Source organism: Stenotrophomonas sp. YJH_SMC_53, assembly GCF_059369995.1.
This window is the reverse complement of sequence record NZ_JCAFTF010000016.1, coordinates 47,263-73,115: the sequence shown is the minus strand read 5'-3', so window position 1 is coordinate 73,115 and position 25,853 is coordinate 47,263. Positions and strand designations below refer to the sequence as shown.

Below are 25,853 nucleotides of genomic sequence, written 5' to 3'. Positions count from 1 at the left end.
GACCGTTGGTCGGCACTACCTGGGGTCAATGCAGGCTGACCCTTTGTGCCAACCAATGGTTGGCACCCACCGGAAGTGATCGCTCTCGGTGGGTGTGGACCGTTGGTCCGCACTGTCTGGGGTCAATGCAGGCTGACCCTTTGTGCCGACCAACGGTCGGCACCCACCGAAGCAAGGCCGTAGCCTGCCCTCGACCCCACGTACACGCCCACGCTGGCAAGCTGGGCGTCATGGCTGAACCGCTCCCTCTGCGTCCGCCGCCGCCATTGCTGGATGACGCCTGCGCGTTGTTCCTTGATGTCGACGGCACCCTGATCGAATTCGCTGCACGCCCGGATGCCGTGCAGCTGCTGCCGGATGTGCGCGAAGCCATCGGCCGCATCAGCGACCGCCTGGAAGGTGCCGTGGCACTGGTCAGTGGTCGCCCGCTCGAACAGCTGGATCAACTGTTCGCTCCGCTGCAACTGCCTGCTGCGGGCCTGCATGGCCATGAACTGCGTGGGCAGGATGGTCGCGTACTGCGCGACGAACACGATGACGACACCGCCGAATGGCTGCACGCACTGCACCAGCAGGCGATGCGCTTCGCCCACGGCCATCCCGGCGTGCTGGTGGAAGACAAGGGTGTCGGCCTGGCCCTGCACTGGCGCGGCGCGCCGCATGCAGCCAGGGACGTCCGCGCCTTCGCCGACCGCCACGTGCGGGGCCGTGCCAGCTACCGCCTGCAACCCGGCGACCATGTAGTCGAATTCGTGCCCGTCGGCACGGACAAGGGCCGTGCGGTGCTTCGGATGATGCAGTACCTGCCCTTCCGCGGTCGCCTGCCGGTGTTCCTCGGCGATGACCTGACCGATGAGTTCGGTTTCGATGCCGCCAACGGCCAGCATGGCTGGAGCGTGCTGGTGGGCGAACGTGAACCCAGCGCGGCGGTGTTCGCGCTGCCCGACATACGCAGCGTGCACGCCTGGCTGCGTGAGAATGCCTATTGACCCGGCCACCCCCCACGGCCGCAACCGAGATGTACCGCGTGATGACCCAACCCGATCTTGATCTGGGCGTGGTCGGCAACGGCAGCTTCGGCGCCCTGGTCGACAAACGTGCCCGCGTTGTCTGGAGCTGCCTGCCCACCTTCGACGGCGACCCTACCTTCTGTGCGCTGCTCGGCCCCAACCAGCAGACCGGTGGCGACTTCGCCATCGAGCTGGAAGACTTCGCCAGCAGCGAGCAGGAATACCTGACCAACACGGCGATCCTGCGCACCGTGCTGCGCGACATGCACGGCGGCGAACTGGAAATCCTCGACTTCGCCCCACGCTGGCGCCAGAACGACCGTTTCTACCGCCCGGTCAGCCTGATCCGCCAGGTGCGTCCGCTGGCTGGCAGCCCGCGCATCACCGTACGCGCACGCCCGCTGGCGGACTGGGGCGCGCGCGTTCCGGAATCCACCTGGGGCAGCAACCATGTGCGCTGGGTGCTGCCCGAACACGTGCTGCGGCTGACCACCGACGTGCCGGTGCGCTTCGTGCGCGATGGCCTGCCGTTCGTGCTCAACCATCCCATCCACCTGATCCTGGGCGTGGATGAATCGCTCAACCGTTCGATCAGCGGCTATGTGCAGGAGGCCTTCCAGCGTACCCGCGATTACTGGCGCGAATGGGTGCGCTACCTGTCCATTCCCCTGGAATGGCAGGACGCGGTGATCCGCAGTGCGATCACGCTGAAGCTGTGCCAGTACGAGGACAGCGGCGCGATCATCGCGGCGATGACCACCTCCATTCCTGAAGCCCCCGGCAGCGTGCGCAACTGGGACTACCGCTACTGCTGGCTGCGTGATGCGGCGTTCGTGGTGCGGGCGCTGAACCGCCTCGGCGCCACGCGCACGATGGAACAGTTCCTCGGCTACATCTTCAATCTGGCCACCACCGACGGCACGCTGCAGCCGCTGTACGGCATCGGCTTCGAAGCCAAGCTGGACGAAGATGAGGTCCCCAGCCTGTCCGGCTACCGCGGCATGGGCCCGGTACGGCGGGGCAATCTGGCCTGGGTGCAGCGCCAGCACGATGTCTACGGCAGCGTCGTGCTGGCGTCCACGCAGCTGTTCTTCGACCGGCGCCTGCAGGACCCGGGTGATGCGCACACCTTCGCCCGCCTCGAACCCCTCGGCGAGCAGGCCTTCGCCCTGCACGACGTACCCGATGCCGGCCTGTGGGAGTTCCGCGGCCGCACCGAGGTACACACCTACACCAGCGCGATGTGCTGGGCCGCCTGCGACCGCCTGTGCAAGATCGCCGTGCGGCTGAAGCGCGATGACCGCGCCCACTACTGGCGCACACGTGCCGACACCATCCACGCGCGTATCATGGCCGAATCGTGGAGCGAAGAGCTGGGCCACTTCACCGATACCTTCGGTGGCCATCGCCTGGACGCCTCGCTGCTGCTGCTGGCCGACATCGGCTTCATCGACGCGATGGACGCCCGCTTCATCGCCACCGTCGAAGCCATCGGCCGTGACCTCAAGCACGGCAATTCGCTGTACCGCTATGTCGCTCCGGATGACTTCGGTGAGCCGGAAACCAGCTTCACCATCTGCACGTTCTGGTACATCGACGCACTGGCCGCCATCGGGCGCCTGGACGAGGCGCGCGAGATGTTCGAGCTGCTGCTGAAGCAGCGCAATCACCTGGGCCTGCTGTCGGAGGATCTGGCCTTCGACACCGGCGAGGCCTGGGGTAACTTCCCGCAGACCTATTCGCATGTCGGCCTGATCACCGCCGCGATGCGCCTGTCGCGGTCCTGGCAGGAGGCATCGTGAGTCGTCTGGTTGTGGTATCAAATCGTGTGGCCGTGCCCGGCGAGAACCGCGCAGGCGGCCTGGCGGTCGGCCTGCTGGCCGCCCTGAAGGAGCGCGGCGGCCTGTGGTTCGGCTGGAGCGGCAAGACCGTAAAGGAAGGCAGCGGCACGCTGCACCGGCAGAAGGATGGTGACATCGACTACGTCACCATGGACCTGAGCAAGCGCGAGGTCGATGGCTACTACAATGGTTTCGCCAACCGCACGCTGTGGCCATTGCTGCACTTCCGGCTGGACCTGGTCGACTACGACCGCGGCACCCGCGAGACCTACCACAAGGTCAATGCGCTGTTCGCCGACAAGCTCGCGCCATTGCTGCGCGAGGACGACATCGTCTGGATCCACGACTACCACCTGATCCCGCTCGGCGCACTGCTGCGCGAGCGCGGCATCGGCTGCCGCATCGGCTTCTTCCTGCACATTCCGATGCCGTCGGCCGACCTGCTGCAGGCCATGCCCGACCACCTGCGGTTGTTCTCCGCGCTGTACGCCTACGACCTGGTCGGCTTCCAGACCCAGCGCGATGCCGATCGCTTCCAGACGTACCTGCGCCTGTTCGGTGGTGGCCGCGTGCTCGACAACGGTGAGCTGGAAGCACCCGGTGGGCGCCGATTCCGCGCGGCGGCTTTCCCGATCGGCATCGACACCGACCTGATCGCGCGTCAGGCCGGCACCGCCGCGACCAAGGCCGCAGTGAAGAACCTGCGCAGCAGCCTGCGGGACCGCCAGCTGGCGATCGGCGTGGATCGCCTGGATTACTCCAAGGGCCTGCCCGAACGCTTCCTCGGCTTCGAACGCTACCTGCAGCGTCACCCCGACCAGCGCGGCTCGCTCACCTACCTGCAGATTGCGCCGGTCTCGCGCGGCGATGTCACCGAGTACCGGCAGCTGCGCAGCCAACTGGAACAGATCGCCGGCCACATCAACGGTGGCCACGCCGAGCCGGACTGGACGCCACTGCGCTACGTCAACCAGAACTTCACCCATGCCACGCTCACCGGCTTCTACCGAGCGGCGGCGGTCGGCCTGGTCACGCCGCTGCGCGATGGCATGAACCTGGTGGCCAAGGAATACGTGGCCTCGCAGGACCCGGAGGATCCCGGCGTGCTGGTGCTGTCACTGCTGGCCGGCGCCGCCGACGAACTGAAGCAGGCACTGCTGGTGAACCCGCACGACCTCGACGGCGTGGCCGACGCGATCGCCACCGCAGCGACGATGTCACTGACCAGGCGCAAGGAACGCTGGCACGCGATGATGGAACATCTGCGCACCTACGACATCAACCACTGGCGCCGCAGCTACCTCGACGCGCTGGAAGGCTGAAGAAAAAAGGGGACGGAGGGGATTAAGTCGTTTATGCACAAACGACTTAATCCCCTCCGTCCCCTTTTTCGTCAATCCAGGAACCGCGCGGCCTGTTCCGGTGCGGGTAGATGGCAGGTGTCATGCCGACCGAACCAGCGGTAGCGGTTGCGTGCCAGCGCGCGATACGCCGCATCACGCCAGCGGCGCGGCACGAGCCGCAGCACGCCGGCCAGGCGCCAGGCGCCGCCCAGCCCCGCAAGTACGCGCAGGATCGCATCGGTATCGGTCCAGGCCCCCTGTGCGTCCAGCAGCAGGAACGACATCGGGTCCTGCGGATCCAGCCCGTGCGCGCGCAGCATCGCGCTGCCCTTCTGCCCCTGCATCGCTGCAAAGCGGTAGCGCCCCCTGCGGTCGAAACGCAGCAGGAACCGAACCCAGCGATTGCACAGTGCGCACACGCCATCGAACACGACCACCGCGCTGCCAGCCTCGGCGGCAGCGTCACTGCGGTTCGAGCCAACCTTCATAGCGGATCAGGGCTCCGGCCCAGGGCAGCGTCACATCGACCAGGAAAGTGTAGCGCTCGCCCTGCCAGGCTTCACGGCAGCGCACACCGCCGAACCAACGCGTCGGCAGCGGCAGCAGCCCGAACGCCCAGACCCGACGCACCGACCAGTCGATACCACCGTCGCGGGCCTGCAGCGCGAACTCGAAGCGCACCGCGCCCAGCTGCTCGCGCAGATGCCCGTCGTGCGCCCACAGCCGCGACACCATTGGCCAGCGGCCGAACCGCCGCGCCCACTGCTCGCCCTGCCGGTAGCGGTTGAACGCCACCTCGGTGGGCAGCGCGTCACCGTCCTGTGGCAACCGCGCCAACGCAGCCAGCAGCGGCACCAGCCAGTGCCGCCCCCTCACGATGCAGGCCTGCCCTGCGTAGCGGCACGGCAACGGCGCGGCATGCAGCGCCTGCACCGGTCCTGCCAGGGTGGCAAAGGCCGGCCCCAGCACACGCGCGAACAGCGGCGCAGTCAGGGCGCGATCCAGGCCAGGGTCGCCATGCGCCCGGTGCGACGATCGCGCCGATGCGAATACAGGTCCGGGTCGGCCATCGTCGACACCGTGCCACCATACACCTGTGCCGGGTCCATCCCCGCAGACTGCAGGCGCTGCCGCGCCAGCGCGAACAGGTCCACCTTCCAGTGTCCGGGACGGGTCGCGACGAACGCCCCCTCAGCAGCGGGATCATGGCCGACGAAGGCGTGATAGACCTCCTCGCCGATCTCATAGTCGGACGGCCCGGCGGCCGGGCCCAACCAGGCCCGCAGCTGCGCCGGCGACGTCTGCATGGCGGCCACCGTGGCCTCCAGCATGCCGTCGGCCAGCCCCCGCCAGCCGGCATGGGCCGCGCCCACCTCGCTGCCGTCTGCGGCGGCGAACACCACCGGCAGGCAGTCGGCGGTCAGGATCGCCAGCACCACGCCCGGCACCGAGGTTACCGCCGCGTCGGCCACCGGCTCGCTCGCGCCGGGCGCCGGCGGTGCATCGAAGCGCAGCACGGTGCTGCTGTGCACCTGGCGCAGCCAGTGCGGTGCCGACGGCAGCGCCAGCCCCTGCTGCAGCAGCTGGCGGTTGTGCTCAACGTTGGCTGGGGTATCACCATCGGCCGCGTGCCGGTTGCCCAGGTTGAACTGCGCGAACGGCGCCGGCGAGATGCCCGCACCGTGCCGGCGCGTGGTCAGCGCATGGACGCCTGCGGGCGCCGGCCAGTCGGCCTGCAGCAACGGCAGCGCGGCCGCCATCACCAGTGGTCCCGCTCGCGGGCGGCGAAGGCTTCGCTGTCTTCGCGCAGCACCTTCATCAGGTGCAGCATGTCGTCCGGCACCGGCGCAGTGTTGCGCACCGGTTCACCGGTGATCGGGTGCATGAACTCCAGGGTCTCGGCGTGCAGGGCCTGGCGCTTGAAGCCGCGCAGCGCGGCCACCAGCTCGTCGCTGGCGCCCTTGGGCAGCTTCAGCGCGCCGCCATACAGCGGGTCGCCGATGATCGGATGGCGCACGTGCGCCATGTGCACGCGGATCTGGTGGGTACGGCCGGTTTCCAGGCGGCACTCCAGCGCGGTGTGTGCCCGGAAGCGCTCGCGCAGGCGGTAGTGGGTCACCGCCTCCTTGCCGTCCTCACGCACCGCCATCTTCAGGCGGTCGCGCGGGTGGCGGTCGATCGGGGCATCGGCTGTACCACCGGCCACCAACGCGCCCATCACGATGGCCAGGTACTGACGGTGCACGTCACGTGCCGCCAGCTGCTCGACCAGCGCGGTCTGCGCTTCCAGGGTCTTGGCCACCACCATCACGCCGCTGGTGTCCTTGTCCAGGCGGTGCACGATGCCGGCGCGCGGCAGCACCGCCACCGACGGATCGCGGAACAGCAGCGCGTTGACCAGGGTGCCGCTGTGGTTGCCGGCCCCCGGATGGACCACCAGGCCGACCGGCTTGTTGATCACCAGCAGGTGCTCGTCCTCGAACAGCACGTCCAGCGGGATGTCCTCCGGCTGGGCATCGGTCTGGGTTTCCAGCACCGCGTTGAGGGTCACCACCTCGCCGCCGCGCAGCGGATCGCGCGGGCGCACCTGGGCACCGTCCAGCAGGACCTCCCCGGCCTTGATCCACTCGGTCAACCGCGAGCGCGAGTATTCGGGGAACAGTTCGGCCACGACCGCGTCGAAACGGCGGCCGGCGGCGGTGTCGGGGACGATGGCCTGGCGGGCCGATTCAGAGGGTTGTTCAGACATGGCAGGGGCATTCTTTGAAATTTTGGGGTCCCGGCGGCCGGTTTCAGTCGCTGGACAGGACACTAGGCTATCATCGACCCTTCGTATTCCAGCCGCGTCCCGCCTCGACCCCATGATCCGACGCTCCGCCATGCTCTCCGCGCCCGTCCGCCTCACCGCCCTGCTGCTGGTGCTGGTCATCGCCGCAACCGGCTGCCATCGCGGCGCCAAGAAGGGTGATCGCCCCGATGAAGGCGTGCCGGTCGAACAGCTGTACGAGAAAAGCCACAAGCTGATGCAGGGCGGCAACTGGAGCGGCGCCGAAGCCAGCTTCCGCCGTCTGGTGGCCCAGTATCCGTACGGTCCGTACACCGAGCAGGCGATGATCGAAACCGCCTACGCCCAGTACAAGGCCGGCAAGCACGATGACGCGGTGTCCAGCATCGACCGCTTCATCCGCACCTACCCGACCCACCGCAATATTGCCTATCTGTACTACCTGCGCGGCCTGGCCAACTCCAACCGCAGTACGGTTTTCCTGCGCCGCGTATGGTCGCTGGATGCCAGCCGCCGCGACCTGTCCACGCCGCACCAGGCGTACTCGGACTTCAACATCGTGGTGGATCGTTACCCGAACAGCCGCTACGCCGCCGATGCGCGCCAGCGCATGCTGGAGCTGCGTGACGTGTTCGCCCAGCACGAGCTGGACAACGCGCTGTACTACATGCGCCGCGGCGCCTGGGTGTCAGCCGTGGGCCGCGCCAACTACCTGCTGGAAACCTACCCGCAGAGCGCCTTCCAGTACGACGCCGTGGCCGTGCTGGCCGATTCCTACACCCACCTGGGCAACAAGACCCTGGCCGACGACGCCCGCCGCGTCCTGCAGCTGAACCAGCCGGACCACCCGTGGCTGGAAGGCAAGTGGCCGAAGTACCCGTGGATGATCCGCAAGCTGAACCCGTTCGCCGGCGAGAAGTCCGCCAGCACCGGCCAGCGCAACGCGCGACTGGAAAAGAAGTAAGCGAGGGCCCCGAAAGGGGCCTTTTCTTTGTCGGTAGATCCACGCCATGCGTGGATGGTTCGTGCGCCAATGGACCACGACACTAGGAATGCTACGAATACCCGGCGGATGCGACGCCGGTCGCAGCCTGCCCGGGCACGATCATCCACACTGCAGCGCCACGGCCACACCGGCCATCACGGAGCGCCCCATGGCCCGTCTGCCCTGCTGCAGTATCCGCCCTCTGTCCTGCCTCCTCGCCATCGCGCTGCTGGCGCTGACCTCGGCGCCGCCGGCCGCCGCACAGGACGCAGCGGGCGATCTGCTGTCCGCAGCCCCCTATCGCGCCACCTGGGTGCCGTCCCAGGCCGCCCAGGCCTACAAACTGCACTACCGCACCCCTGACCACCGCGGGCAGCTGGCCGAAGGCACCGGCCTGCTGTACCTGCCCGCCGGCACGCCGCCCATCGGCGGTTGGCCGGTGGTGTCGTGGGCGCATGGCACCCAGGGCATTGCAGATCGTTGTGCGCCCTCGGTCTCCGGCCCCTACCAACCCGAACGCGACGGGCACTTTCTCGATCGGTTCCTGGCACAGGGCTATGCAGTGGTCGCCGCGGATTACCAGGGCCTCGGAAGCTCAGGCGACCATGCCTATCTGCATGTGCGCACTGCCGCGCGCAACGCCATCGACATGATCAAGGCCAGCCGCCAGTACCTCGGCAACGGGACGCTGTCGCCGCGCTGGGTCTCGGTCGGCCATTCGCAGGGCGGTGCCGCCGCGCTCACGGCGGGCCACATCGCCCCCACCTATGGCGGACCGTCGCTGCAGTACCGCGGCAGCTTCACCACCGGCACGCCCACCGCAGTCGAACTGACCGCGCTGGTGATGAAGCCGGACAACCGCACCGCCAATCCGGGCGCGCTCAACGCGTATCACGCGTATCTGCTCGATGGCCTGCTGCAGGTCGCGCCGCAGATCGACCGCGTCCTCAGCGATGAAGGCCGCGCGCGGGTGGCGGTGGCACGCGAGCAGTGCCTGGGCGAACTGGCCACCACGCTGGACGGCGCCGACACCGGCAGCATGTTCACTGCGCCGCTGGCCAGCGTGCCGGGCATCTGGGCGGTGCTGTACGACTATCTCGGCGTACCGCGCCGCGGCTTCAGCCAACCGCTGATGTTGGGCCATGGCAGCCAGGACCGCGATGTGCCCTACCTGACCACCCTGCTGTACGCCGCTGGCCTGGCCCTGCGAGGCGAGCCGGTCGCGTTCCGGCGCTACCCCGTCGACCACCGGGGCACGCTGGACGCAGCGGCGGTCGATAGCGTGGGGTTCGTACGTGCGCGACTGGGGGACGATCCCTTCAACGACGCTGCGGAAACCGCCGGCCTCGAACAGTTGCTCGACGGAGTCCGGTAGATCCACGCCAAGCGTGGATGATCTTCGACCATCGTGCGGACCAAGCTCCGCACCCACCGGGGAGGGGCCAACGGGTTGCCGGCCAGCGGCCGGCACGACCCGCCAAGCGCTGCCTCAGCCCTTGTAGCCGTTGCTGATCGGGTAGCGCCGCTCGCGGCCGAACGCGCGGCGCGAGACCTTCGGCCCCGGCGCGGCCTGGTGCCGCTTCCACTCGCTGATGCGCACCAGGCGCAGCACGCGGTCGACCACGGCTGCGTCGTAGCCGGCGGCCACGATCTCGCCGCGCGACTGCTCCTGGTCGATGTAGCGGTAGAGGATGCCGTCCAGCACGTCATAGGCCGGCAACGAATCCTGGTCCAGCTGGTTCTCGCGCAGCTCGGCCGACGGCGGGCGGCTGATCACCGCCGGCGGGATCACCGGTGCGCCGCCCACGGTATTGCGCCACTTGGACAGGCCGAACACTTCGGTCTTGTACAGGTCCTTCAGTGGCGCATAGCCACCGCACATGTCGCCGTAGATGGTGGCGTAGCCGACCGCGTACTCGCTCTTGTTGCCGGTGGTCAGCAGCAGGCCACCGAACTTGTTGGCCAGCGCCATCAGGATCACGCCGCGGCTGCGCGACTGCAGGTTCTCTTCGGTCACGTCCGGCGCGGTGCCTTCGAACATCGGCGCCAGCGATTCCATCAGGCCCTTGAACGCCGGCTCGATCGACACAGCCTCAAGCTTCACCCCCAGCGCCCGGCACTGCTCGGCGGCCAGGTCGTTGGACAGGCCGGCGGTGTAGCGTGAGGGCAGGCGCACGGCGGTCACGTTCTCCGCGCCCATCGCATCCACGGCCAATGCCAGCACCAGGGCCGAGTCGATGCCACCGGACAGGCCCAGCCACACCTTCCTGAAGCCGTTCTTGCGGCAATAGTCCTGGATGCCACGGGTCACCGCGCGCCAGGCCAGCGCGTCCATGCTCTCGTCGCCGTCGTCCATCCACACATGCGGCATGAAGCGGCGGGTCTCACCGTCATACTCCACCACCAGCCACTGGTCGACGAAGGCAGCAGCGGCCGGGTGCACCGTGCCATCACCATCCGCCACCACCGAAGCACCGTCGAACACCAGCGCATCCTGGCCGCCCACCACGTTGAGGTAAGCGATGGCCGCCCCGCTCTCGCGGGTACGCGCGGCCAGCACGGCGTCGCGCTGCGCGTGCTTGCCACGCTCGTAGGGCGAAGCATTCGGCACCACCACCAGCTGCGCACCCGCGCGCATGGTGTCGGCCAGCGGCTCGGCGAACCACAGGTCCTCGCAGATCAGCAGGCCGACCGGAATGCCATTGACCTCGAACACGCAGCTGCCACCATCCGGATCGACGTCGAAGTAGCGGCGCTCGTCGAAGACCGCGTAGTTGGGCAGTTCGCGCTTGCGGTAGGTCTGCTCGACCAGGCCGTCACGCAGTACGCTGGCAGCGTTGTAGACCACCGCGCCAGCCGCCTGCGGCCAGCCGACCACGGCGGTGATGCCACGGCAGGCGGTGGCGATACGGGTCATCGCCTGCTCGCACTCGTACAGGAAACCCGGGCGCAGCAGCAGGTCCTCCGGCGGGTACCCGCTCACCGCCAGCTCGGGGAACATCACCAGCTCGGCGCCGTACTCATCGCGCGCCTGGCCGATCATCTCGATGATGCGCTCGGTGTTGCCGGCGACGTCGCCGACCGGGAAGTCGAACTGCGCCATCGCGATGCGGATCGAAGCCATGGGAATCCAGCCTGTGGTTGCAATGCTTCCATTGTAACGCCGCGCCATGCGCTCGCCGGGCGCACGCACTGCATGGACAGCCCTGGCTCAGTAGATCCACGCCATGCGTGGATGGGGTTGCCAGGATGGCCAGGGCACCAGACGCAGAAAGGCCGCCCGGAGGCGGCCCTTCTGTTTCAGGCAGCCGGCCAGCGGCCGGCTCTACAGCATCGTCTGCGCGAGGCAGTCGATCTTATTTCACCAGCTTGGCGATGGCGGCGCCCAGGTCGCCCGGCGAGCGGACGGTGACCACGCCAGCAGCTTCCATCGCGGCGAACTTGCCTTCCGCGGTGCCCTTGCCGCCCGAGGCGATCGCGCCCGCGTGGCCCATGCGCTTGCCGGCCGGAGCCGACGCACCGGCGATGAAACCGACGACCGGCTTCTTCACGTGGTTCTTGATGTACTCGGCGCCGGCTTCTTCAGCGTCACCGCCGATCTCGCCGACCATGATGATGCCTTCGGTCTGCGGGTCTTCGTTGAACAGCTTCAGGCAGTCGACGAAGTTCAGGCCGTTGATCGGGTCACCGCCGATGCCGATGCAGGTGGACTGGCCCAGGCCGACTTCGGTGGTCTGCTTGACCGCTTCATAGGTCAGGGTGCCCGAACGCGACACGATGCCGATCTTGCCCGGCTTGTGGATGTGGCCCGGCATGATGCCGATCTTGCACTCGCCCGGCGTGATGACGCCCGGGCAGTTCGGCCCGATCAGCACGGTGTCCGGGTAGGAACGGGTCAGCACGTTCTTCACGCGCAGCATGTCCAGCACCGGGATGCCTTCGGTGATGCAGACGATCACCTTGATGCCGGCAGCCGCAGCTTCCAGGATCGCGTCGGCCGCGAACGGCGGCGGCACGTAGATGACCGAAGCGTTGGCGCCGGTGCTCTGCACGGCGTCGGCAACGGTGTTGAAGACCGGCAGGTCGATGTGGGTGGTGCCACCCTTGCCCGGGGTCACGCCGCCAACAACCTGGGTGCCGTACTCGATCATCTGAGTGGCGTGGAAGGTGCCCTGCTGGCCGGTGAAGCCCTGCACGATCACCTTGGTGTTCTTGTTAATCAAAACAGACATGGGAATTTCCTTCGGTGTCGTGGATCAGGCGGCGTTCTTGACCGCTTCAACGACCTTCTTGGCGCCGTCGTTGATGTTGTCAGCCGGGATGATGGCCATGCCGCTGTCACGCAGCAGCTGCTTGCCCTCTTCCACGTTGGTGCCTTCCAGGCGCACCACGACCGGAACCTTGACGCCCACTTCCTTCACGGCGGCGATGATGCCTTCGGCAATCATGTCGCAGCGGACGATGCCGCCGAAGATGTTGACGAAGATGCCTTCAACCTTGTCCGAGGACAGGATCAGCTTGAACGCTTCGATGACGCGCTGCTTGTTCGCACCGCCGCCCACGTCCAGGAAGTTCGCCGGCTCGCCGCCGTTGAGCTTGATGACGTCCATGGTGGCCATGGCCAGGCCGGCACCGTTCACCATGCAGCCGATGTTGCCGTCCATGGTGACGTAGTTGATGTCCAGCTCCGAAGCGGTCACTTCGGTTTCATCTTCCTGGGACTTGTCGCGCATCGCGACCAGTTCCTTGTGGCGGAAGTTGGCGTTGTCGTCGCTGTTGAACTTGCCGTCCAGCGCGTACAGGTTGCCATCGTCCAGGATCGCCAGCGGGTTGATCTCAACCAGCGCCAGGTCCTTCTCGTTGAAGATGCGGTACAGGTTCACCATGATGTTGGCGAACTGGCCGGCCTGCTTGGCGGTCAGGCCCATCTTGAAGCCGATGTCACGGCCGTGGTAACCCTGCACGCCCTCGACGAAGTCCACGTTCAGGGTGTGGATCTTGTCCGGGGTCTCGGCCGCGACCTGCTCGATTTCCATGCCGCCTTCGGAAGAGGCGATGTAGCTGATGGTGCGGGTGCCGCGATCCACCAGGACCGACAGGTACAGCTCCTTGACGATCTCACCGGCGGTGGTCACCAGCACCAGGTTGATCGGCAGCTCGACGCCGGCGGTCTGGTAGGTGGCCATCTTGGTGCCGAGCATCTTCGCCGCTGCGGCCTTCACGTCGTCGACGGTCTTGCAGAACTTGACGCCGCCAGCCTTGCCGCGGCCGCCAGCGTGGATCTGCGCCTTGACCATCCAGGGGCCCTGGCCCAGCGACTGGGCGACTTCAACCGCCTCGTCCGGGGTCGCCGCGACCTTGCCGGCCGGGACCGGGATGCCGTATTCGGCAAGCAGTTGTTTTGCCTGGTATTCGTGGAAATTCATGCGTCACCGTGGGAATAGGAACGACCGCACGCAATTCCTCAGGGCCCCCTGGAAGAGGCACCGGCACGGACCGCGGCGGGCCCTCTATTGTGGCCGAGCCGGCGCCGGGGCGCAAAGAAGTCTGTACAAAACGCCAGACCCGGCCAGATTTCCGCCGTCATTCAGGCAGTTGCGCCCGGGGGCCGGCTGGGCAGCGGTATCCACCCCAGGCCAAATGCGCGATCCGGGCCGCAGCGGCGGGCCCCTGCCGGGGGCCCTATACTGGTCAGCCAGGGTGTGTAGCGTCGGGGGTGCTCGACGGTTTTCCACCGCAGGCCACATCGAAGCGACGTACCGCCCGGCCTCAGGGGACGCCGGGCAGGCCCGCCGCAGATTCCAGACCCAGGCAGCCAGAAGGGGAGTTCCGGCGTGTCACCCAGTGCTTCATTGATCGACCGCATCGAATCGATTCCGCGGCGTGAGCTGTATTTCTTCGCGCTGTACCGGGTGCTGATCGCTTCGGTCATCGCCGCCCTGCTCTACAGCCCGCTGTCGGCCATGGTCGGCGAAGCCCACCACCCGCGGCTGGCCGACACCGTCGCCGCCATCTACCTGGGGCTGTCGCTGCTGGCGCTGGTGATCGGCCGCAACGAACGCTGGCTGCGCCCGATCGTGGTCAGCGGCGTGCTGGTGGACATCGTCGCCGCCACCCTGTTGTCGCATGCCCTGCCCGGTGCCAGCGCCGGCATCTCGATGTCGCTGCTGTTCAACATCGCCGCTGCCGCCACCCTGCTGCCGCTCAGCCTGGGGCTGGGCCTGGCACTGGCCGCCAGCCTCGCCACCGGCGTGGAATACACCTGGAAGCTGCTGGAAGGCGGCGATCCCACCCGTACCCTGGCCGAACTGGCCATGTTCGCCACCAGCTACCTGGCGCTGGCCTTCATCAGTTACCAGGTCGGCAGCCGCGCGCGCCGCAACCAGCAGCTGGCCAACCAGCGCGGCGACGAAGTAGCCAACCTGTTCCAGATCAACGAGCTGATCATCCGCCGCATGCGCACCGGCGTGCTGGTGGTCGACGCCGACAACCGTGTCACCCTGGCCAACGAGGCCGCCTCGATGCTGCTCGGTGACAGCGACGGCAGCGGCGAAAGCGGCCGCCTGGACCTGGCCAGCGCCGCCCCGGAACTGGCCCGTCGCCTGCAGCGCTGGCGCAACGGCTGGGCGCAGGACGAACTGCCGCTGCAGCTCAACCCCGACCAGCCCGAAGTGCAGCCCCGCTTTGCGCGCCTGCTGGCCGGCAGCGAGCTGGCCCTGGTATTCCTGGACGACTCCAGCGTGGTCTCGCGCCGTGCCGAGTCGCTCACCCTGTCAGCAATGGGACGCTTCTCGGCCAGCCTCGCCCACGAGATCCGCAACCCGCTGGCCGCGATCAACTACGCGGTGCAGCTGCTGGAGGAAGGCACCGGCTTCAACGAAAGCGACCGCCGCCTGCTGCAGATCATCCGCCAGCAGTGCCAGCGCACCAACGGCATCGTCGAAAGCGTGCTGGGCCTGGCCCGGCGCGAGCGCGCCACGCCCGAAAACGTCGACCTGGCCGCCTTCGTGCGCCGCTTCGTGCTGGAGTACAAGCAGGGGCAGACGCTGGAGACCGACAGCATCGAGCCGATCATCAACGACACCTCGGTGCTGGCCCAGGTCGACAGCAAGCACCTCTACCAGGTGCTGACCGTGCTGGTGCACAACGCGCTCAAATATGGCCGCATTGGCCAGCAGCCGGCGCGGGTGCGCCTGCGCGTGGCGCAGCACGAGCGCAGTGCGGTCATCGACGTGATGGATCGCGGCCCCGGTATTCCCGAGAGTGTCGCCGCACAGTTGTTCCGGCCGTTCTTCACCACGTCCGAGCATGGCACCGGGCTGGGCCTGTATATCGCCCGCGAGCTGTGCCGAGCCAACCAGGCGCGGCTGGACTACATCCCGGTTCCCGCTGGAGGCTCCTGCTTCCGCCTGGTGCTGCCCGGCCCGCATACGCTGTTGCCCACCTGATCTCGATTCTGTGCGTCAAACATTTGTCGCTTCCAGCCCCCTCGTTTATCTTTCACGCCCATGAACGAAACCCGCAGCGCCCTCGTCGTCGACGACGAACGCGACATCCGCGAACTGCTGGTACTGACGCTCGGCCGCATGGGGCTGCGCATCAGTACCGCAGCCAACCTTGCCGAAGCGCGCGAACTGCTGGCCAGCAATCCGTACGACCTGTGCATCACCGACATGCGCCTGCCGGACGGCAACGGTATCGAGCTGGTCAGCGAGATCGCCCAGCACTACCCGCGCACGCCGGTGGCGATGATCACTGCCTTTGGCAGCATGGACCTGGCCGTGGAAGCGCTGAAGGCCGGCGCCTTCGATTTCGTCAGCAAGCCGGTGGACATCGCCGTGTTGCGTGGCCTGGTCAAGCACGCGCTGGAACTCAACAACACCGAGCGCCCCGTGCCCGGCCCTGCCGCCGAACAGGGCGCACGCCTGCTTGGCGACTCGCCGGCCATGGACCTGCTGCGTACCACCATCGGCAAGGTCGCGCGCAGCCAGGCGCCGGTCTACATCCTCGGTGAATCCGGCGTGGGCAAGGAGCTGGTCGCACGCACCATCCATGCCCAGGGTGCCCGCGCGGCCGGCCCGTTCGTGCCGGTCAACTGCGGCGCCATTCCCGGCGAGCTGATGGAGAGCGAATTCTTCGGCCACCGCAAGGGCAGCTTCAGCGGCGCCCACGCCGACAAGCCCGGGCTGTTCCAGGCCGCGCATGGCGGCACCCTGTTCCTGGACGAAGTGGCCGAGCTGCCACTGCAGATGCAGGTGAAGCTGCTGCGCGCGATCCAGGAAAAGTCGGTGCGTGCGGTCGGCGCCGCCAACGAGGAGCCGGTGGACGTGCGCATCCTCTCGGCCACCCACAAGGACCTGGCCGAGCTGGTCGAGGACGGCCGTTTCCGCCACGACCTCTACTACCGCATCAACGTGATTGAGCTGAGGGTGCCGCCGCTGCGCGAGCGTCGCCAGGACCTGCCGGAACTGGCCGCGTCGGTGCTGGCACGGCTGGCCCGCAGCCATGGCCGCCCGACGCCGTTGCTGGCGCCATCGGCACTGGAAGCACTGGCCCAGTACGCCTTCCCCGGCAACGTGCGTGAACTGGAGAACATCCTGGAGCGTGCACTGGCACTGGCCGAAGAAGACCGCATCGGCGCCGACGACCTGCGCCTGCCGCAACATGCCCCGCGCACGCCCGGCAGCGCAGCACATGCCGAAGCCGTGGCTGACCTGCAGCCCGGCAACGCCGCCCTGCCCTCGTACATCGAACAGCTCGAGCGCAGCGCCATCCAGCGCGCGCTGGAAGAAAACCGCTGGAACAAGACCCGCACCGCCGCGCAGCTGGGCATCACGTTCCGTGCGCTGCGCTACAAGCTGAAGAAGTTGGGCATGGAGTAAGGGCAGGGCCCGACGCGGGCCCGCCAACCTGGTAGTGCCGGCCGCTGGCCGGCAAACTCATGCATCGCGGCATCCACGCATGGCGTGGATCTACTGTAGAGCCGAGCCCATGCTCGGCTGCTCTCCGGGCTACCTCAATCCTTGGTAACGCGGTTGATCTCGGCCAGGCTGGTGATGCCCGCAGCGGCCTTTTTCAACGCCGACTGGCGCAGATCGTTCACCCCGATCTGCTGCGCGGCCTCGGCAATCTGCAACGCATTGCCACCGGCCAGCACGATCGTGGCGATCTCGTCGGTCATCGGCATCACCTGGTAGATACCGGTACGGCCCTTGTAGCCCTCGGTGCACTCATCACAGCCGACCGCTTCGTACAGCTCGATACCCGCGTCCAGCTGCGCCTGGGTGAAGCCTTCGGCCAGCAGCGCATGCTCGGGCAGATTGGCCGGGCGCTTGCAGTTGTTGCACAGCCGCCGCGCCAGGCGCTGGGCGATCACCAGCGTCACCGAGCTGGTGATGTTGTACGGCGCGATGCCCATGTTCATCAGGCGCGCGATGGTCTGGGGTGCATCGTTGGTATGCAGCGTGGACAGCACCATGTGGCCGGTCTGCGCCGCCTTGATCGCGATCTCGGCCGTTTCCAGGTCGCGGATTTCGCCGACCATGATGATGTCCGGATCCTGTCGCAGGAACGAGCGCAGTGCCGCGGCAAAGGTCATGCCGCGCTTGTTGTTCTGCTGCACCTGGTTGACACCGGGCAGGCGGATTTCCACCGGGTCTTCGGCGGTGGAGATGTTGCGCGTCTCGTCGTTGAGGATGCCCAGCGCGGTGTACAGCGACACGGTCTTACCCGAACCGGTCGGGCCGGTCACCAGCACCATGCCGTACGGCTTGTGGATGGCTTCCAGGAACAGTTTCTGCTGGTCCGGCTCGTAACCCAGCTTGTCGATGCCCAGCTTGGCCGCGCTGCCGTCCAGGATACGCAGCACCACCTTCTCGCCGAACAGGGTCGGCAGGGTGCTCACGCGGAAGTCGATCTGCTTGGTCTTGGACAGGTTGAGCTTGATGCGTCCGTCCTGCGGCACGCGCTTCTCGGCGATGTCCAGCTGCGCCATCACCTTCAGGCGCGCGGCAATGCGCTGGTTCAACTTCACCGGCGCGCGCGCGACCATCTTCAGCAGGCCATCGATGCGCAGGCGCACGCGGTAGTCGTCTTCATAGGGCTCGAAGTGGATGTCCGAGGCGCCCTTGCGGATCGCGTCCACCAGCACCTTGTTGACGAACTTCACCACCGGGGTGTCATCACCCTTGGCATCGATGCCGGAGTCGCCGCCCCCGGAAATGTCCTCGTCACCGCCGGACACATCCAGGTTGCCAATGCCATCGTCGTCACCGCCCAGCGCGTCGCCCAGCGTGTCATGGCTGGCATGCCACTGCTCGAGCGTGCGGCGGATCTGGTCCTCATCCACCAGGATCGGCTCCACCACCAGATTGGTGTGGAACTTGATCTCGTCCAGCGAATGGGTCGGGTTGCTGGTGCCCACGAACAGCTTGCCGCCGCGCTTGAACAGTGGCAGCACGTTGTGCTTGCGCAGCAGCTCCTCGCTGACCAGGCTCATCGCGTTCTGGCTGGCGTCGAACGTGGACACGTCGAACAGCGGCATGCCGAACTCGACCGCATTGGCGGCCGCCAACTGTGCCGCCCCGACCACCTTGTTCTGCGCGAACCAGGTCGGCAGCGGCTGGCGGGCCGCAGCGGCCTTGGCCATGGCGTCGCGGGCGGAAGCCTCGTCCAGCGCACCATCCTGGACCAGGCGACGGGCCAGGCCGGTGATGCCGACGAGATTGGCGGTGGTTACGGCGTTCATATGGATCCTTGGCTCATCATGGGTCAGGCAGTGCGGCGCGCCTTCCAGGGGCACCGCACAGGGCAGCAGAACCTGCCGCGACCCGCTGGCCGACGACGACGCCAATCCTTCAGCATGACTGCCTCGCCCGGCACTCCCAGCCCGGCAGGCACGATCCTGACTCCCCCGGGGATGATAGCCCCGTCAACGGCCCGCCAACATCCCATTGGCAGGCCGAAGTGTGATCAACAGCCGGTTGGGCGATAGCGCGCTTCGAAGGCGCTGCCGTCGCAGGTCCAGGTGCCGTCGGCTGCGCGGCGGAGGATGAGATCTTTGCCGTTGATGGCAGGGCCACCAATGACGGTACAGCCTATGCTGGCCACGCCACTGGCCGCCAGCTCTGCCGAGACTTCCGAACAACGCGGAGAAGGCCTCAAACCCACATAAGTTGCGTCGATCAACGAACTGTCCCGACTATCCTGCACTGTCGTTTCAATTGTCGTCTTGCCCGGACGGATGTCGGCGAAAGCTGCCGACAACTGCGCCCTCGCGACATAGTCCTGATAGATCGGCAATGCAATTGCCGCGAGGATCGCAATGATCGCGACGACGATCATCAGCTCAATCAAAGAAAACCCACGCTCCCGGCTCATATGGAACACTCCCCAATGGTTCCAGACCTGCTTCAGCGAATCTGACTGCCCAAGCAGTCAGGCCCCAAAAAAGAGGCCCCGACGAGCGGGGCCTCTGATCAACCAATGCAGTTCACATTAGCCGGTGACGCAGCCGCTCGGGATGTACTTCTTGTCCGCTGCGGTGATATCGGTCTTGCAGGCCCAGGTGCCGTCGGCAGCACGTTCCACGCGGATCTTCTTGCCGATGATCTTGGTGTTGCCCTTCAGGGTGCACTCGATCGAGCCGGTCTCGGTCAGAGCGGTGATCGGGGTGATGGTGCAGCGATCGGAGTCCTTCAGACCCAGCTCGGCAATATTGGCGACAGTGGTCTTGCCTTCGTTCAAGGCAACTTCGTACTGGGTCTTGCCGGGGGTGATTTCAGCCAGGCCAGCAGTGACCTGCGACTTGGCCACATAGTCCTGGTACATCGGCAGGGCAATGGCGGCCAGGATGGCGATGATCGCAACGACGATCATCAGTTCGATAAGGGTGAAGCCCTTCTGGTTCTTCATTTGGTACATCCCCAAGATAGTGGTGGTTGATTTCAGAGCACAGGATCGGTCTGGCCAGCGGCCAGCTGAGCGGGTCCTGCCCCCTGCGGGTGGATCAACGCAGGTTGCGTGCCAACCCCGGCACGCCTCCCCCTGGATTTCCCCGCGCCCATGATGGCAGCTATTTCACGGATGGGAACCCCCCGGATGCGAATCTGCGATGGACGCGGCAATGTGACGCAGTGCGTCACCTTTGGTCGGCACCCGGCACGAATTCGCATCATCGCCCCCCTGGCAACTGCCCAGACGGGCATGAACCCGCTACCATCGACGGCTAGACGCCCGCCTGGGGATGGCGGGTCTTGGGGAGCCTATATGTCTGTCAGTCGCAGTGCGATCAAGAAGGAGCCCGTGGCGCGCAGCACCACGGAACTGCAGCCGTTTGTCTGGGTGGGGACCGACAAGCGCGGCGTGAAGATGAAAGGGGAGCAGGCCGCGAAGAATGCGAACCTGCTGCGGGCTGAGTTGCGCCGCCAAGGCATTACGCCAGGCACGGTCAAACTCAAGCCCAAACCGTTGTTCGGCGGCTCCGGCAGCCGAATCTCGCCGAAGGACATCGCGTTCTTCAGCCGGCAGATGGCCACCATGATGAAGTCCGGTGTGCCTATCGTGAGTTCGCTGGAAATCATCGCCAGCGGGCACAAGAACCCGCGCATGAAGAAGATGGTGGACGGCCTGCGAACCGATATCGAGGGCGGATCATCCCTGTACGAGGCTGTCAGCAAGCACCCGGTACAGTTCGACGAGCTCTACCGCAATCTGGTCAAGGCCGGCGAAGGTGCCGGCGTGCTGGAGACAGTGCTGGACACTGTCGCCAACTATAAAGAGAACATCGAAGCCCTGAAGGGCAAGATCAAGAAGGCGATGTTCTATCCGGCCATGGTGCTGGCGGTCGCACTTCTGGTGAGCGGCATCCTGCTGGTCTGGGTGGTGCCGCAGTTCGAGGACGTGTTCAAGGGCTTCGGCGCGGACCTGCCCGCCTTCACCCAGATGATCGTCAATCTGTCCCGCTTCATGGTCTCGTGGTGGTGGCTGATCCTGCTGGTCATCATCGGTTCGATCGTCGGCTTCATCGCGGCCTACAAGCGATCACCCAAGATGCAGCACGGCATGGACCGACTGGTGCTCAAGATGCCGGTCATCGGTCAGATCATGCACAACAGCTCGATCGCGCGCTTTGCCCGTACCACCGCCGTCACCTTCAAGGCCGGCGTGCCCTTGGTGGAAGCCCTGGGCATCGTGGCCGGCGCCACCGGCAATACGGTTTACGAGCATGCCGTATTGCGCATGCGCGATGACGTTTCGGTCGGTTACCCGGTCAACATGGCCATGAAGCAGACCGCCCTGTTCCCGCACATGGTCATCCAGATGACCGGCATCGGCGAAGAGGCCGGTGCCCTGGACGCCATGCTGTTCAAGGTGGCCGAGTACTATGAGCAGGAGGTCAACAATGCCGTTGACGCCCTGAGCAGCCTGCTGGAGCCGATCATCATGGTGATCATTGGTACCATCGTCGGCGGCATGGTCATCGGCATGTACCTGCCGATCTTCAAGCTCGCTTCCGTCGTCGGATAATCACTACATGGCATTTCTCGACCAGCATCCCGGCCTCGGCTACCCCGCCGCGGCCGCCCTGGGGCTGCTGCTGGGCAGTTTCCTCAACGTCGTCATCCTGCGCCTGCCCAAGCGGCTGGAGTGGCAGTGGAAGCGCGATGCGCGGGAGGTCCTGGAGGAACCGGACTTCTACGAGCCCCCACCACCGGGGATCGTGGTCGAGCCCTCGCACTGCCCGCACTGCAAGCACAAGCTGAGCTGGTACGAGAACATCCCGCTGTTCAGCTGGATCATCCAAGGCGGCAAATGCCGCCACTGCAAGGCGCCGATCTCGCTGCAGTACCCGCTGGTCGAGGCCCTGACCTCGGTGCTGGTGCTGGCCTGCGTCTGGCAGTTCGGCTTCGGCTGGCAGGGCTTTGGCGCCATCGTGCTGACCTGCTTCCTGATCGCTTTGTCCGGCATCGACCTGCGCACCCAGCTGCTGCCCGACCAGTTGACCCTACCCCTGATGTGGCTGGGCCTGATAGGCAACATCGACAACCTGTACATGCCGGCCAAGCCTGCATTGGTCGGCGCGGCGGTGGGCTATCTGTCGCTGTGGATGGTCTGGTGGCTGTTCAAGCAGCTGACCGGCAAGGAAGGCATGGGCCACGGCGATTTCAAGCTGCTGGCCGCCCTCGGCGCCTGGTGCGGGCTGAAGGGCATCCTGCCGATCATCCTGCTGTCGTCGGTGCTGGGCGCCATCATCGGCTCGATCTGGCTGTACACCCGGGGCCGTGACCGCGCCACGCCGATTCCGTTCGGCCCCTACCTGGCCATTGCGGGTTGGCTGTACTTCATGTGGGGCGCGCCCGTGGTCGAGCAGTACCTGGTGTTGAGCGGACTGCGCTGAGGGGAATCCCCATGAGCCGGTATGTGGTGGGCCTGACCGGTGGCATTGCCGCCGGCAAGAGCGAGGTGACCCGGCGCTTCGAGGCGCTGGGCATCGTGGTGGCCGACGCCGATCTGGCCGCCCGCGCGGTGGTTGCTGCCGGCAGCCCTGCCCTGGGCCGCATCGCCGAGCGCTTCGGCGCCGACATGCTGCAGGGGGATGGCAGCCTGGACCGGGCGCGCCTGCGTGCCCACGTATTTGCCGACCCGGCCGAACGGACCGCGCTGGAAGCGATCACCCATCCGGCCATCCGCCTTCTGATGCAACAGCAGTGCGAGCAGGCCACCAGCCCCTACGCGATTGCCGCCATTCCGCTACTGACCGAGGTCGGTGGGCGGACCGCCTACCCGTGGCTGGACCGGGTGCTGCTGGTGGATGCACCCGAAGCCGTGCAGCACGCCCGGCTGATGCAGCGCGACGGCATCGACGCCGCACTGGCCGACAAGATGATCGCCGCCCAAGCCAGCCGCACGCAGCGGTTGGCACTGGCCGATGATGTGGTGGTCAACGATGGCCATCCGGAGGACCTGCAGGTGCAGGTGGAAGCGCTGCATGAGCGGTATCTGGGGTTGGCTGGGGGCTGAGGCCTGGCTGCCGGCCAGCGGCCGGCACTACCGAAGCGCATCGCCCCATGGCGTGGATCCACTGTAGAGCCGAGCCTATGCTCGGCTTGATGATCGCAGCCGAACTGCCTTGCCTCTGCTTCAACTCAATCTAATCGAACAACATCACTGCGGCGTGGGCCTCGATCACGACTATCCCATTCCGCAGGTATAACCAGCAGACCCCTCGCTTTTCGTCGACGATGCAGCTCGCAACATTTCCAAGACGTTCGCTCCACTCCATTGTGGTTTCATCAAACCTCACGGTGCACGACTTGACGCCCTCGAAGCAGACAGACACGGGAATGCGCTCAGGCACCTCTGGCAAGCAGATCACATCTGTATCCGTCAGCACCAACAGCTGAGCTGAAAACTGCTTGCTGCCTACGGAATAGCTCAATCCCGTCAAGACAGCGAAACTCAGCCGCCCGGCAGCAACTCCATCGAGTCGTGTTCCAGAGGCCGCGGAAACGCTGGGTCGTGGAGAATGTCCAGACAGCGCAGGGAGCTCCGACCTAAGTGGACTGCCCCCCGCCTCCAGCATGCCTCCGGCCAGATAAAGCCGAAGCACGCCAGCGCAGTCTTCCCCATCCAAAAGGCCATCCTGAATGTTCCCGGGCCAAGCGTTGTCCGACAGCTCTTGACTGTCAAACAGCAGGAAGAACGATTGAAGGTTACGGCAACCAATGTCAGCCAAGGCCCCTTCCTGGAGGTCGCCACATACGCCAACAGTCCGTACCCGGCAGGATCTATCCAAGATCGACACCTGCACTGACTCGAGAGACGAGTCATGAAGTCCCGCCGCCTCCAATGGATTTCGAACCACCAACTCAGCCTCCAATAAGCCACCGGAAAATGCGCTCAACACTATCAGTGCGCCATCGGCTGCGGCTGCTTTTGAACCTAGGGTCCACTCAAACCTGTCGAATCCATCGCTTCGACGGATCAACCGCTCATTCAGATGAGCCTCGTCGCCTTCCCTGCACCCCAATCATTCGTTCAGTCACTTCGATCCGCTGGCGGCAGTATGGGCTGATGTGCTCCTGGATCAGGTCGTAGCTGCAAACCAATCAAGTGCAGTCGGTGAACATAAGACAATTGTTCGAACGCAGCCAGATTGGCTCACCGGGGTGACCGCTTCAACAAGGGACTCCTTCGTGCCCCTCCATCCGGCGGGTCATTGCAGCCCAGACCTACATCCCCAATCAATCAGGAAATCACCGGCCGCCACGAATAAGCAGAGCCACATCTTGATCAAAGAAGACGCTTTGGGCGATGTACTTCCTGACATCACCCGCCATTACCTGATCAGGATCCAGAAAGGAAAGCTCAACCAACTTCATCAGCAAATCCTTACTTGGCGACTGCCTCAACCACCAATGGAAGACACTGTTCCTATCGTGTTCGGAGGCGCTCTCCATCCCAGGCTGATATGAAGCCATGAGCGGATCGATCAACTCCGCTGGCAACAAGTCGTACTCCCGCCACTTGGCCGGGAATTCCATCATTTCCAGATACGCACTTTTATCCACAAATCACCCCCAATAGGGCGGACCAACACACTCGATAAGCTCCTCACACAACGCTGGACACGATCGACATGCACCCGCAAGGAACGTGCACCAACCGTTTGCATGGGGATCGTCTCAATCATGCACTGCCCGCACGCAAGGGAAGCCGCATATCAAGCAAAGCATGCAAATCCAAGCCCCCTGCTCTATGACTCAGGAACTCCTGATCGCCCGCGCTCGATCAAAGTGAAGTCGTGCTCAGCATCTGGACAGTGCAGCAGATCGAATCCAGGCGCTCGCAACAATGCACCTCGGCCGAGGTGCCGCCATTCTTCCGCAGAGAAGCCAACTGCATAAGCCTCATCATCGATCACGCCAACCACGATCCCGCGCGTTCCGCCCCCAAGATCAACGGTGTCGCCAAGCAGTACCTTTTCCCCATCCGGGTAGTTCATAGGAAGCACCCAGGGAAGTCCATGAATGTCGACGAGATCAGAGCGGGCTTCGAGCTCAAGCATGCCTTCGGATAGCGCCACACGGGGTGGTCGATTCGGATTTCCAACTGTCGGCCACCAACAGGACCGCGCTAGGCATACGGATCGAAATCCAATGAGACTCCACCAGACGCCATCCGTCTGATCACGTCACACGAAAGGTTGAAACCCGGCCACACCCCGCGCTGACTCGATAGGCGTACTCCCACCTGTAGCGCCCACAGCTTTGCCTCTCCCTTCACCTTCTCAAGGCCGCACTGCAACGCTTCATGAACTCCCCCTTGGATGTCACCAGTTCTGTATTGCTGGCGCTCGACTCTGGAAAGGATGACTTCTTCACCACTTACAGGAGAGTCACCCACGAGGACGACAACCAGCTCAGGTCGCGTAGATGGAGCAATTTCCCCCTCCAATTCCAATCCATCTGCGCCGCCGTCTCCAGTCAACTCGGGATCAAAATTCAATGAGGCAGATATAGATGCCATCTTTTCAAGGGTTGCGGAAGAGAGATTTAGACACGCCCTATCCCCCTCGCCTGCCCGAACTCGCACGATGATCTCAGGAGCCTGATGGGTCGACTCAGCCAGGGTTGCCGCACCGCGACATTCAATGACTTTCCTGATCAGAACGTCCGCAGCACCCAGCTCATTCACTTCGCGCGACAGCTGCGCCATCAAGTCACAGCTCGCACAGCCAGTTACCGAAGCCGTCAATTTCACTTCAATCTCAGGATGCATCACTTCCACCGATGATTGGCAACTTCCACGAATAGAGCAGCGGATTATACGAACACCAGAATGATGCAATCGAAGCTTCGCTGCGGACCGAGCCGCTTGCAATGCGCG

General features: G+C 65.5%; 24 protein-coding genes. 10 read left to right on the top strand and 14 right to left on the bottom strand.

Annotation, left to right across the window (positions count from 1 at the left end):
• The first annotated feature begins 230 nt into the window (after positions 1 to 230).
• The 3 genes from otsB to otsA are packed head-to-tail and all read left to right on the top strand — an operon-like array spanning position 231 to position 4,173.
• Positions 231 to 989 carry a trehalose-phosphatase gene (gene otsB / locus AC5P7X_RS19200; RefSeq protein ID WP_061480563.1) on the top strand — a complete coding sequence of 253 codons (759 nt, stop codon included), beginning with the start codon at positions 231 to 233 and terminating at the stop codon, positions 987 to 989.
• A gap of 41 nt (positions 990 to 1,030) precedes the next feature.
• The gene (locus AC5P7X_RS19195; protein WP_053499222.1) at positions 1,031 to 2,812 is read left to right on the top strand and encodes a glycoside hydrolase family 15 protein; all 1,782 of its coding nucleotides are present in this window, start codon (positions 1,031 to 1,033) and stop codon (positions 2,810 to 2,812) included.
• A complete protein-coding gene (gene otsA / locus AC5P7X_RS19190) occupies positions 2,809 to 4,173 on the top strand; it encodes an alpha,alpha-trehalose-phosphate synthase (UDP-forming) (RefSeq protein WP_053499175.1) in 1,365 nt (454 codons plus the stop codon). Before AC5P7X_RS19195 ends, otsA begins: the two co-directional genes overlap by 4 nt.
• 71 nt (positions 4,174 to 4,244) lie before the next feature.
• Here the strand turns inward: otsA and AC5P7X_RS19185 are convergent, their stop codons facing one another.
• The 4 genes from AC5P7X_RS19185 to rluD are packed head-to-tail and all read right to left on the bottom strand — an operon-like array spanning position 4,245 to position 6,943.
• Entirely contained in the window at positions 4,245 to 4,682 is a 438-nt protein-coding gene (locus AC5P7X_RS19185; RefSeq protein ID WP_053499177.1) for a thiol-disulfide oxidoreductase DCC family protein, read from the bottom strand.
• On the bottom strand, positions 4,657 to 5,163 hold the full coding sequence (locus tag AC5P7X_RS19180) for a DUF4166 domain-containing protein (protein WP_111126798.1): 507 nt from the start codon (positions 5,161 to 5,163) through the stop codon (positions 4,657 to 4,659). The genes AC5P7X_RS19185 and AC5P7X_RS19180 overlap by 26 nt, the downstream gene beginning before the upstream one ends.
• Positions 5,164 to 5,183: 20 nt before the next feature.
• Positions 5,184 to 5,954: a peptidoglycan editing factor PgeF gene (pgeF, locus tag AC5P7X_RS19175; RefSeq protein ID WP_138952676.1), complete on the bottom strand. Its 771-nt coding sequence runs from the start codon at positions 5,952 to 5,954 to the stop codon at positions 5,184 to 5,186.
• On the bottom strand, positions 5,954 to 6,943 hold the full coding sequence (gene rluD / locus AC5P7X_RS19170) for a 23S rRNA pseudouridine(1911/1915/1917) synthase RluD (protein WP_329843358.1): 990 nt from the start codon (positions 6,941 to 6,943) through the stop codon (positions 5,954 to 5,956). Before rluD ends, pgeF begins: the two co-directional genes overlap by 1 nt.
• A gap of 112 nt (positions 6,944 to 7,055) precedes the next feature.
• On the opposite strand from rluD, the gene AC5P7X_RS19165 reads away from it, so the two are divergent.
• Positions 7,056 to 7,943: an outer membrane protein assembly factor BamD gene (locus AC5P7X_RS19165; protein ID WP_032960726.1), complete on the top strand. Its 888-nt coding sequence runs from the start codon at positions 7,056 to 7,058 to the stop codon at positions 7,941 to 7,943.
• A 190-nt stretch (positions 7,944 to 8,133) separates the two neighbouring features.
• Positions 8,134 to 9,339 (top strand): lipase family protein, encoded by a 1,206-nt coding sequence (locus tag AC5P7X_RS19160; RefSeq protein WP_070490409.1) that lies wholly within the window; start codon positions 8,134 to 8,136, stop codon positions 9,337 to 9,339.
• Positions 9,340 to 9,453: 114 nt separating this feature from the next.
• On the opposite strand, the gene AC5P7X_RS19155 is transcribed toward AC5P7X_RS19160, so the two are convergent.
• The 3 genes from AC5P7X_RS19155 to sucC form a co-directional block, all read right to left on the bottom strand.
• Positions 9,454 to 11,088, bottom strand: coding sequence for an NAD+ synthase (locus AC5P7X_RS19155; protein ID WP_053499187.1), 1,635 nt, complete (start codon positions 11,086 to 11,088; stop codon positions 9,454 to 9,456).
• A gap of 232 nt (positions 11,089 to 11,320) precedes the next feature.
• A complete protein-coding gene (gene sucD / locus AC5P7X_RS19150) occupies positions 11,321 to 12,196 on the bottom strand; it encodes a succinate--CoA ligase subunit alpha (protein WP_005418610.1) in 876 nt (291 codons plus the stop codon).
• Positions 12,197 to 12,220: 24 nt separating this feature from the next.
• Complete coding sequence (sucC, locus tag AC5P7X_RS19145; protein ID WP_005418614.1) at positions 12,221 to 13,390, bottom strand: ADP-forming succinate--CoA ligase subunit beta; 1,170 nt, start codon at positions 13,388 to 13,390, stop codon at positions 12,221 to 12,223.
• 408 nt (positions 13,391 to 13,798) lie between these two features.
• Here sucC and AC5P7X_RS19140 point away from each other — a divergent pair, with 408 nt between their 5' ends.
• Both AC5P7X_RS19140 and AC5P7X_RS19135 read left to right on the top strand, forming a co-directional pair.
• Positions 13,799 to 15,412 carry a sensor histidine kinase gene (locus AC5P7X_RS19140; protein ID WP_053499189.1) on the top strand — a complete coding sequence of 538 codons (1,614 nt, stop codon included), beginning with the start codon at positions 13,799 to 13,801 and terminating at the stop codon, positions 15,410 to 15,412.
• 60 nt (positions 15,413 to 15,472) lie between these two features.
• Positions 15,473 to 16,846 (top strand): sigma-54-dependent transcriptional regulator, encoded by a 1,374-nt coding sequence (locus AC5P7X_RS19135; RefSeq protein ID WP_053499190.1) that lies wholly within the window; start codon positions 15,473 to 15,475, stop codon positions 16,844 to 16,846.
• Between the two features lie 134 nt (positions 16,847 to 16,980).
• On the opposite strand, the gene pilB is transcribed toward AC5P7X_RS19135, so the two are convergent.
• The 3 genes from pilB to AC5P7X_RS19120 all read right to left on the bottom strand — a co-directional run bounded on the left by pilB (position 16,981) and on the right by AC5P7X_RS19120 (position 19,877).
• Positions 16,981 to 18,711: a type IV-A pilus assembly ATPase PilB gene (gene pilB / locus AC5P7X_RS19130; protein ID WP_070490405.1), complete on the bottom strand. Its 1,731-nt coding sequence runs from the start codon at positions 18,709 to 18,711 to the stop codon at positions 16,981 to 16,983.
• A gap of 224 nt (positions 18,712 to 18,935) precedes the next feature.
• Positions 18,936 to 19,343 carry a pilin gene (locus tag AC5P7X_RS19125; RefSeq protein WP_032954436.1) on the bottom strand — a complete coding sequence of 136 codons (408 nt, stop codon included), beginning with the start codon at positions 19,341 to 19,343 and terminating at the stop codon, positions 18,936 to 18,938.
• A gap of 117 nt (positions 19,344 to 19,460) precedes the next feature.
• Positions 19,461 to 19,877, bottom strand: a complete 417-nt coding sequence (locus AC5P7X_RS19120; RefSeq protein ID WP_005418622.1) for a pilin — start codon at positions 19,875 to 19,877, stop codon at positions 19,461 to 19,463.
• A gap of 354 nt (positions 19,878 to 20,231) precedes the next feature.
• Between AC5P7X_RS19120 and AC5P7X_RS19115 the strand changes: the two genes are divergently transcribed.
• The 3 genes from AC5P7X_RS19115 to coaE are packed head-to-tail and all read left to right on the top strand — an operon-like array spanning position 20,232 to position 22,985.
• The gene (locus AC5P7X_RS19115) at positions 20,232 to 21,491 is read left to right on the top strand and encodes a type II secretion system F family protein (RefSeq protein ID WP_005418624.1); all 1,260 of its coding nucleotides are present in this window, start codon (positions 20,232 to 20,234) and stop codon (positions 21,489 to 21,491) included.
• A 7-nt stretch (positions 21,492 to 21,498) separates the two neighbouring features.
• Positions 21,499 to 22,362, top strand: coding sequence for a prepilin peptidase (locus tag AC5P7X_RS19110; RefSeq protein WP_005418626.1), 864 nt, complete (start codon positions 21,499 to 21,501; stop codon positions 22,360 to 22,362).
• An 11-nt stretch (positions 22,363 to 22,373) separates the two neighbouring features.
• Complete coding sequence (gene coaE / locus AC5P7X_RS19105; RefSeq protein WP_005418634.1) at positions 22,374 to 22,985, top strand: dephospho-CoA kinase; 612 nt, start codon at positions 22,374 to 22,376, stop codon at positions 22,983 to 22,985.
• 130 nt (positions 22,986 to 23,115) lie between these two features.
• Here coaE and AC5P7X_RS19100 read toward each other — a convergent pair whose 3' ends face one another.
• From AC5P7X_RS19100 to AC5P7X_RS19085, 4 genes are all read right to left on the bottom strand, one after another.
• The gene (locus AC5P7X_RS19100; RefSeq protein ID WP_329843354.1) at positions 23,116 to 23,700 is read right to left on the bottom strand and encodes a hypothetical protein; all 585 of its coding nucleotides are present in this window, start codon (positions 23,698 to 23,700) and stop codon (positions 23,116 to 23,118) included.
• Positions 23,701 to 24,220: 520 nt separating this feature from the next.
• Entirely contained in the window at positions 24,221 to 24,511 is a 291-nt protein-coding gene (locus AC5P7X_RS19095) for a hypothetical protein (RefSeq protein ID WP_152427467.1), read from the bottom strand.
• Positions 24,512 to 24,720: 209 nt separating this feature from the next.
• The gene (locus AC5P7X_RS19090; protein WP_495215263.1) at positions 24,721 to 25,032 is read right to left on the bottom strand and encodes a hypothetical protein; all 312 of its coding nucleotides are present in this window, start codon (positions 25,030 to 25,032) and stop codon (positions 24,721 to 24,723) included.
• A 68-nt stretch (positions 25,033 to 25,100) separates the two neighbouring features.
• Positions 25,101 to 25,745 carry a hypothetical protein gene (locus AC5P7X_RS19085; protein ID WP_262220788.1) on the bottom strand — a complete coding sequence of 215 codons (645 nt, stop codon included), beginning with the start codon at positions 25,743 to 25,745 and terminating at the stop codon, positions 25,101 to 25,103.
• Between the last annotated feature and the right edge of the window lie 108 nt (positions 25,746 to 25,853).

Coding starts and splice junctions, on each gene's coding strand:
- otsB (WP_061480563.1), top strand. CDS start 231: ATGGCTGAACCGCTCCCTCTGCGTCCGCCGCCGCCATTGCTGGATGAC.
- AC5P7X_RS19195 (WP_053499222.1), top strand. CDS start 1,031: ATGACCCAACCCGATCTTGATCTGGGCGTGGTCGGCAACGGCAGCTTC.
- AC5P7X_RS19185 (WP_053499177.1), bottom strand. CDS start 4,682: ATGAAGGTTGGCTCGAACCGCAGTGACGCTGCCGCCGAGGCTGGCAGC.
- pgeF (WP_138952676.1), bottom strand. CDS start 5,954: ATGGCGGCCGCGCTGCCGTTGCTGCAGGCCGACTGGCCGGCGCCCGCA.
- rluD (WP_329843358.1), bottom strand. CDS start 6,943: ATGTCTGAACAACCCTCTGAATCGGCCCGCCAGGCCATCGTCCCCGAC.
- AC5P7X_RS19165 (WP_032960726.1), top strand. CDS start 7,056: ATGATCCGACGCTCCGCCATGCTCTCCGCGCCCGTCCGCCTCACCGCC.
- AC5P7X_RS19160 (WP_070490409.1), top strand. CDS start 8,134: ATGGCCCGTCTGCCCTGCTGCAGTATCCGCCCTCTGTCCTGCCTCCTC.
- AC5P7X_RS19155 (WP_053499187.1), bottom strand. CDS start 11,088: ATGGCTTCGATCCGCATCGCGATGGCGCAGTTCGACTTCCCGGTCGGC.
- sucD (WP_005418610.1), bottom strand. CDS start 12,196: ATGTCTGTTTTGATTAACAAGAACACCAAGGTGATCGTGCAGGGCTTC.
- sucC (WP_005418614.1), bottom strand. CDS start 13,390: ATGAATTTCCACGAATACCAGGCAAAACAACTGCTTGCCGAATACGGC.
- AC5P7X_RS19135 (WP_053499190.1), top strand. CDS start 15,473: ATGAACGAAACCCGCAGCGCCCTCGTCGTCGACGACGAACGCGACATC.
- pilB (WP_070490405.1), bottom strand. CDS start 18,711: ATGAACGCCGTAACCACCGCCAATCTCGTCGGCATCACCGGCCTGGCC.
- AC5P7X_RS19125 (WP_032954436.1), bottom strand. CDS start 19,343: ATGAGCCGGGAGCGTGGGTTTTCTTTGATTGAGCTGATGATCGTCGTC.
- AC5P7X_RS19120 (WP_005418622.1), bottom strand. CDS start 19,877: ATGAAGAACCAGAAGGGCTTCACCCTTATCGAACTGATGATCGTCGTT.
- AC5P7X_RS19115 (WP_005418624.1), top strand. CDS start 20,232: ATGTCTGTCAGTCGCAGTGCGATCAAGAAGGAGCCCGTGGCGCGCAGC.
- AC5P7X_RS19110 (WP_005418626.1), top strand. CDS start 21,499: ATGGCATTTCTCGACCAGCATCCCGGCCTCGGCTACCCCGCCGCGGCC.
- coaE (WP_005418634.1), top strand. CDS start 22,374: ATGAGCCGGTATGTGGTGGGCCTGACCGGTGGCATTGCCGCCGGCAAG.
- AC5P7X_RS19095 (WP_152427467.1), bottom strand. CDS start 24,511: ATGATGGAATTCCCGGCCAAGTGGCGGGAGTACGACTTGTTGCCAGCG.
- AC5P7X_RS19090 (WP_495215263.1), bottom strand. CDS start 25,032: ATGCTTGAGCTCGAAGCCCGCTCTGATCTCGTCGACATTCATGGACTT.
- AC5P7X_RS19085 (WP_262220788.1), bottom strand. CDS start 25,745: ATGCATCCTGAGATTGAAGTGAAATTGACGGCTTCGGTAACTGGCTGT.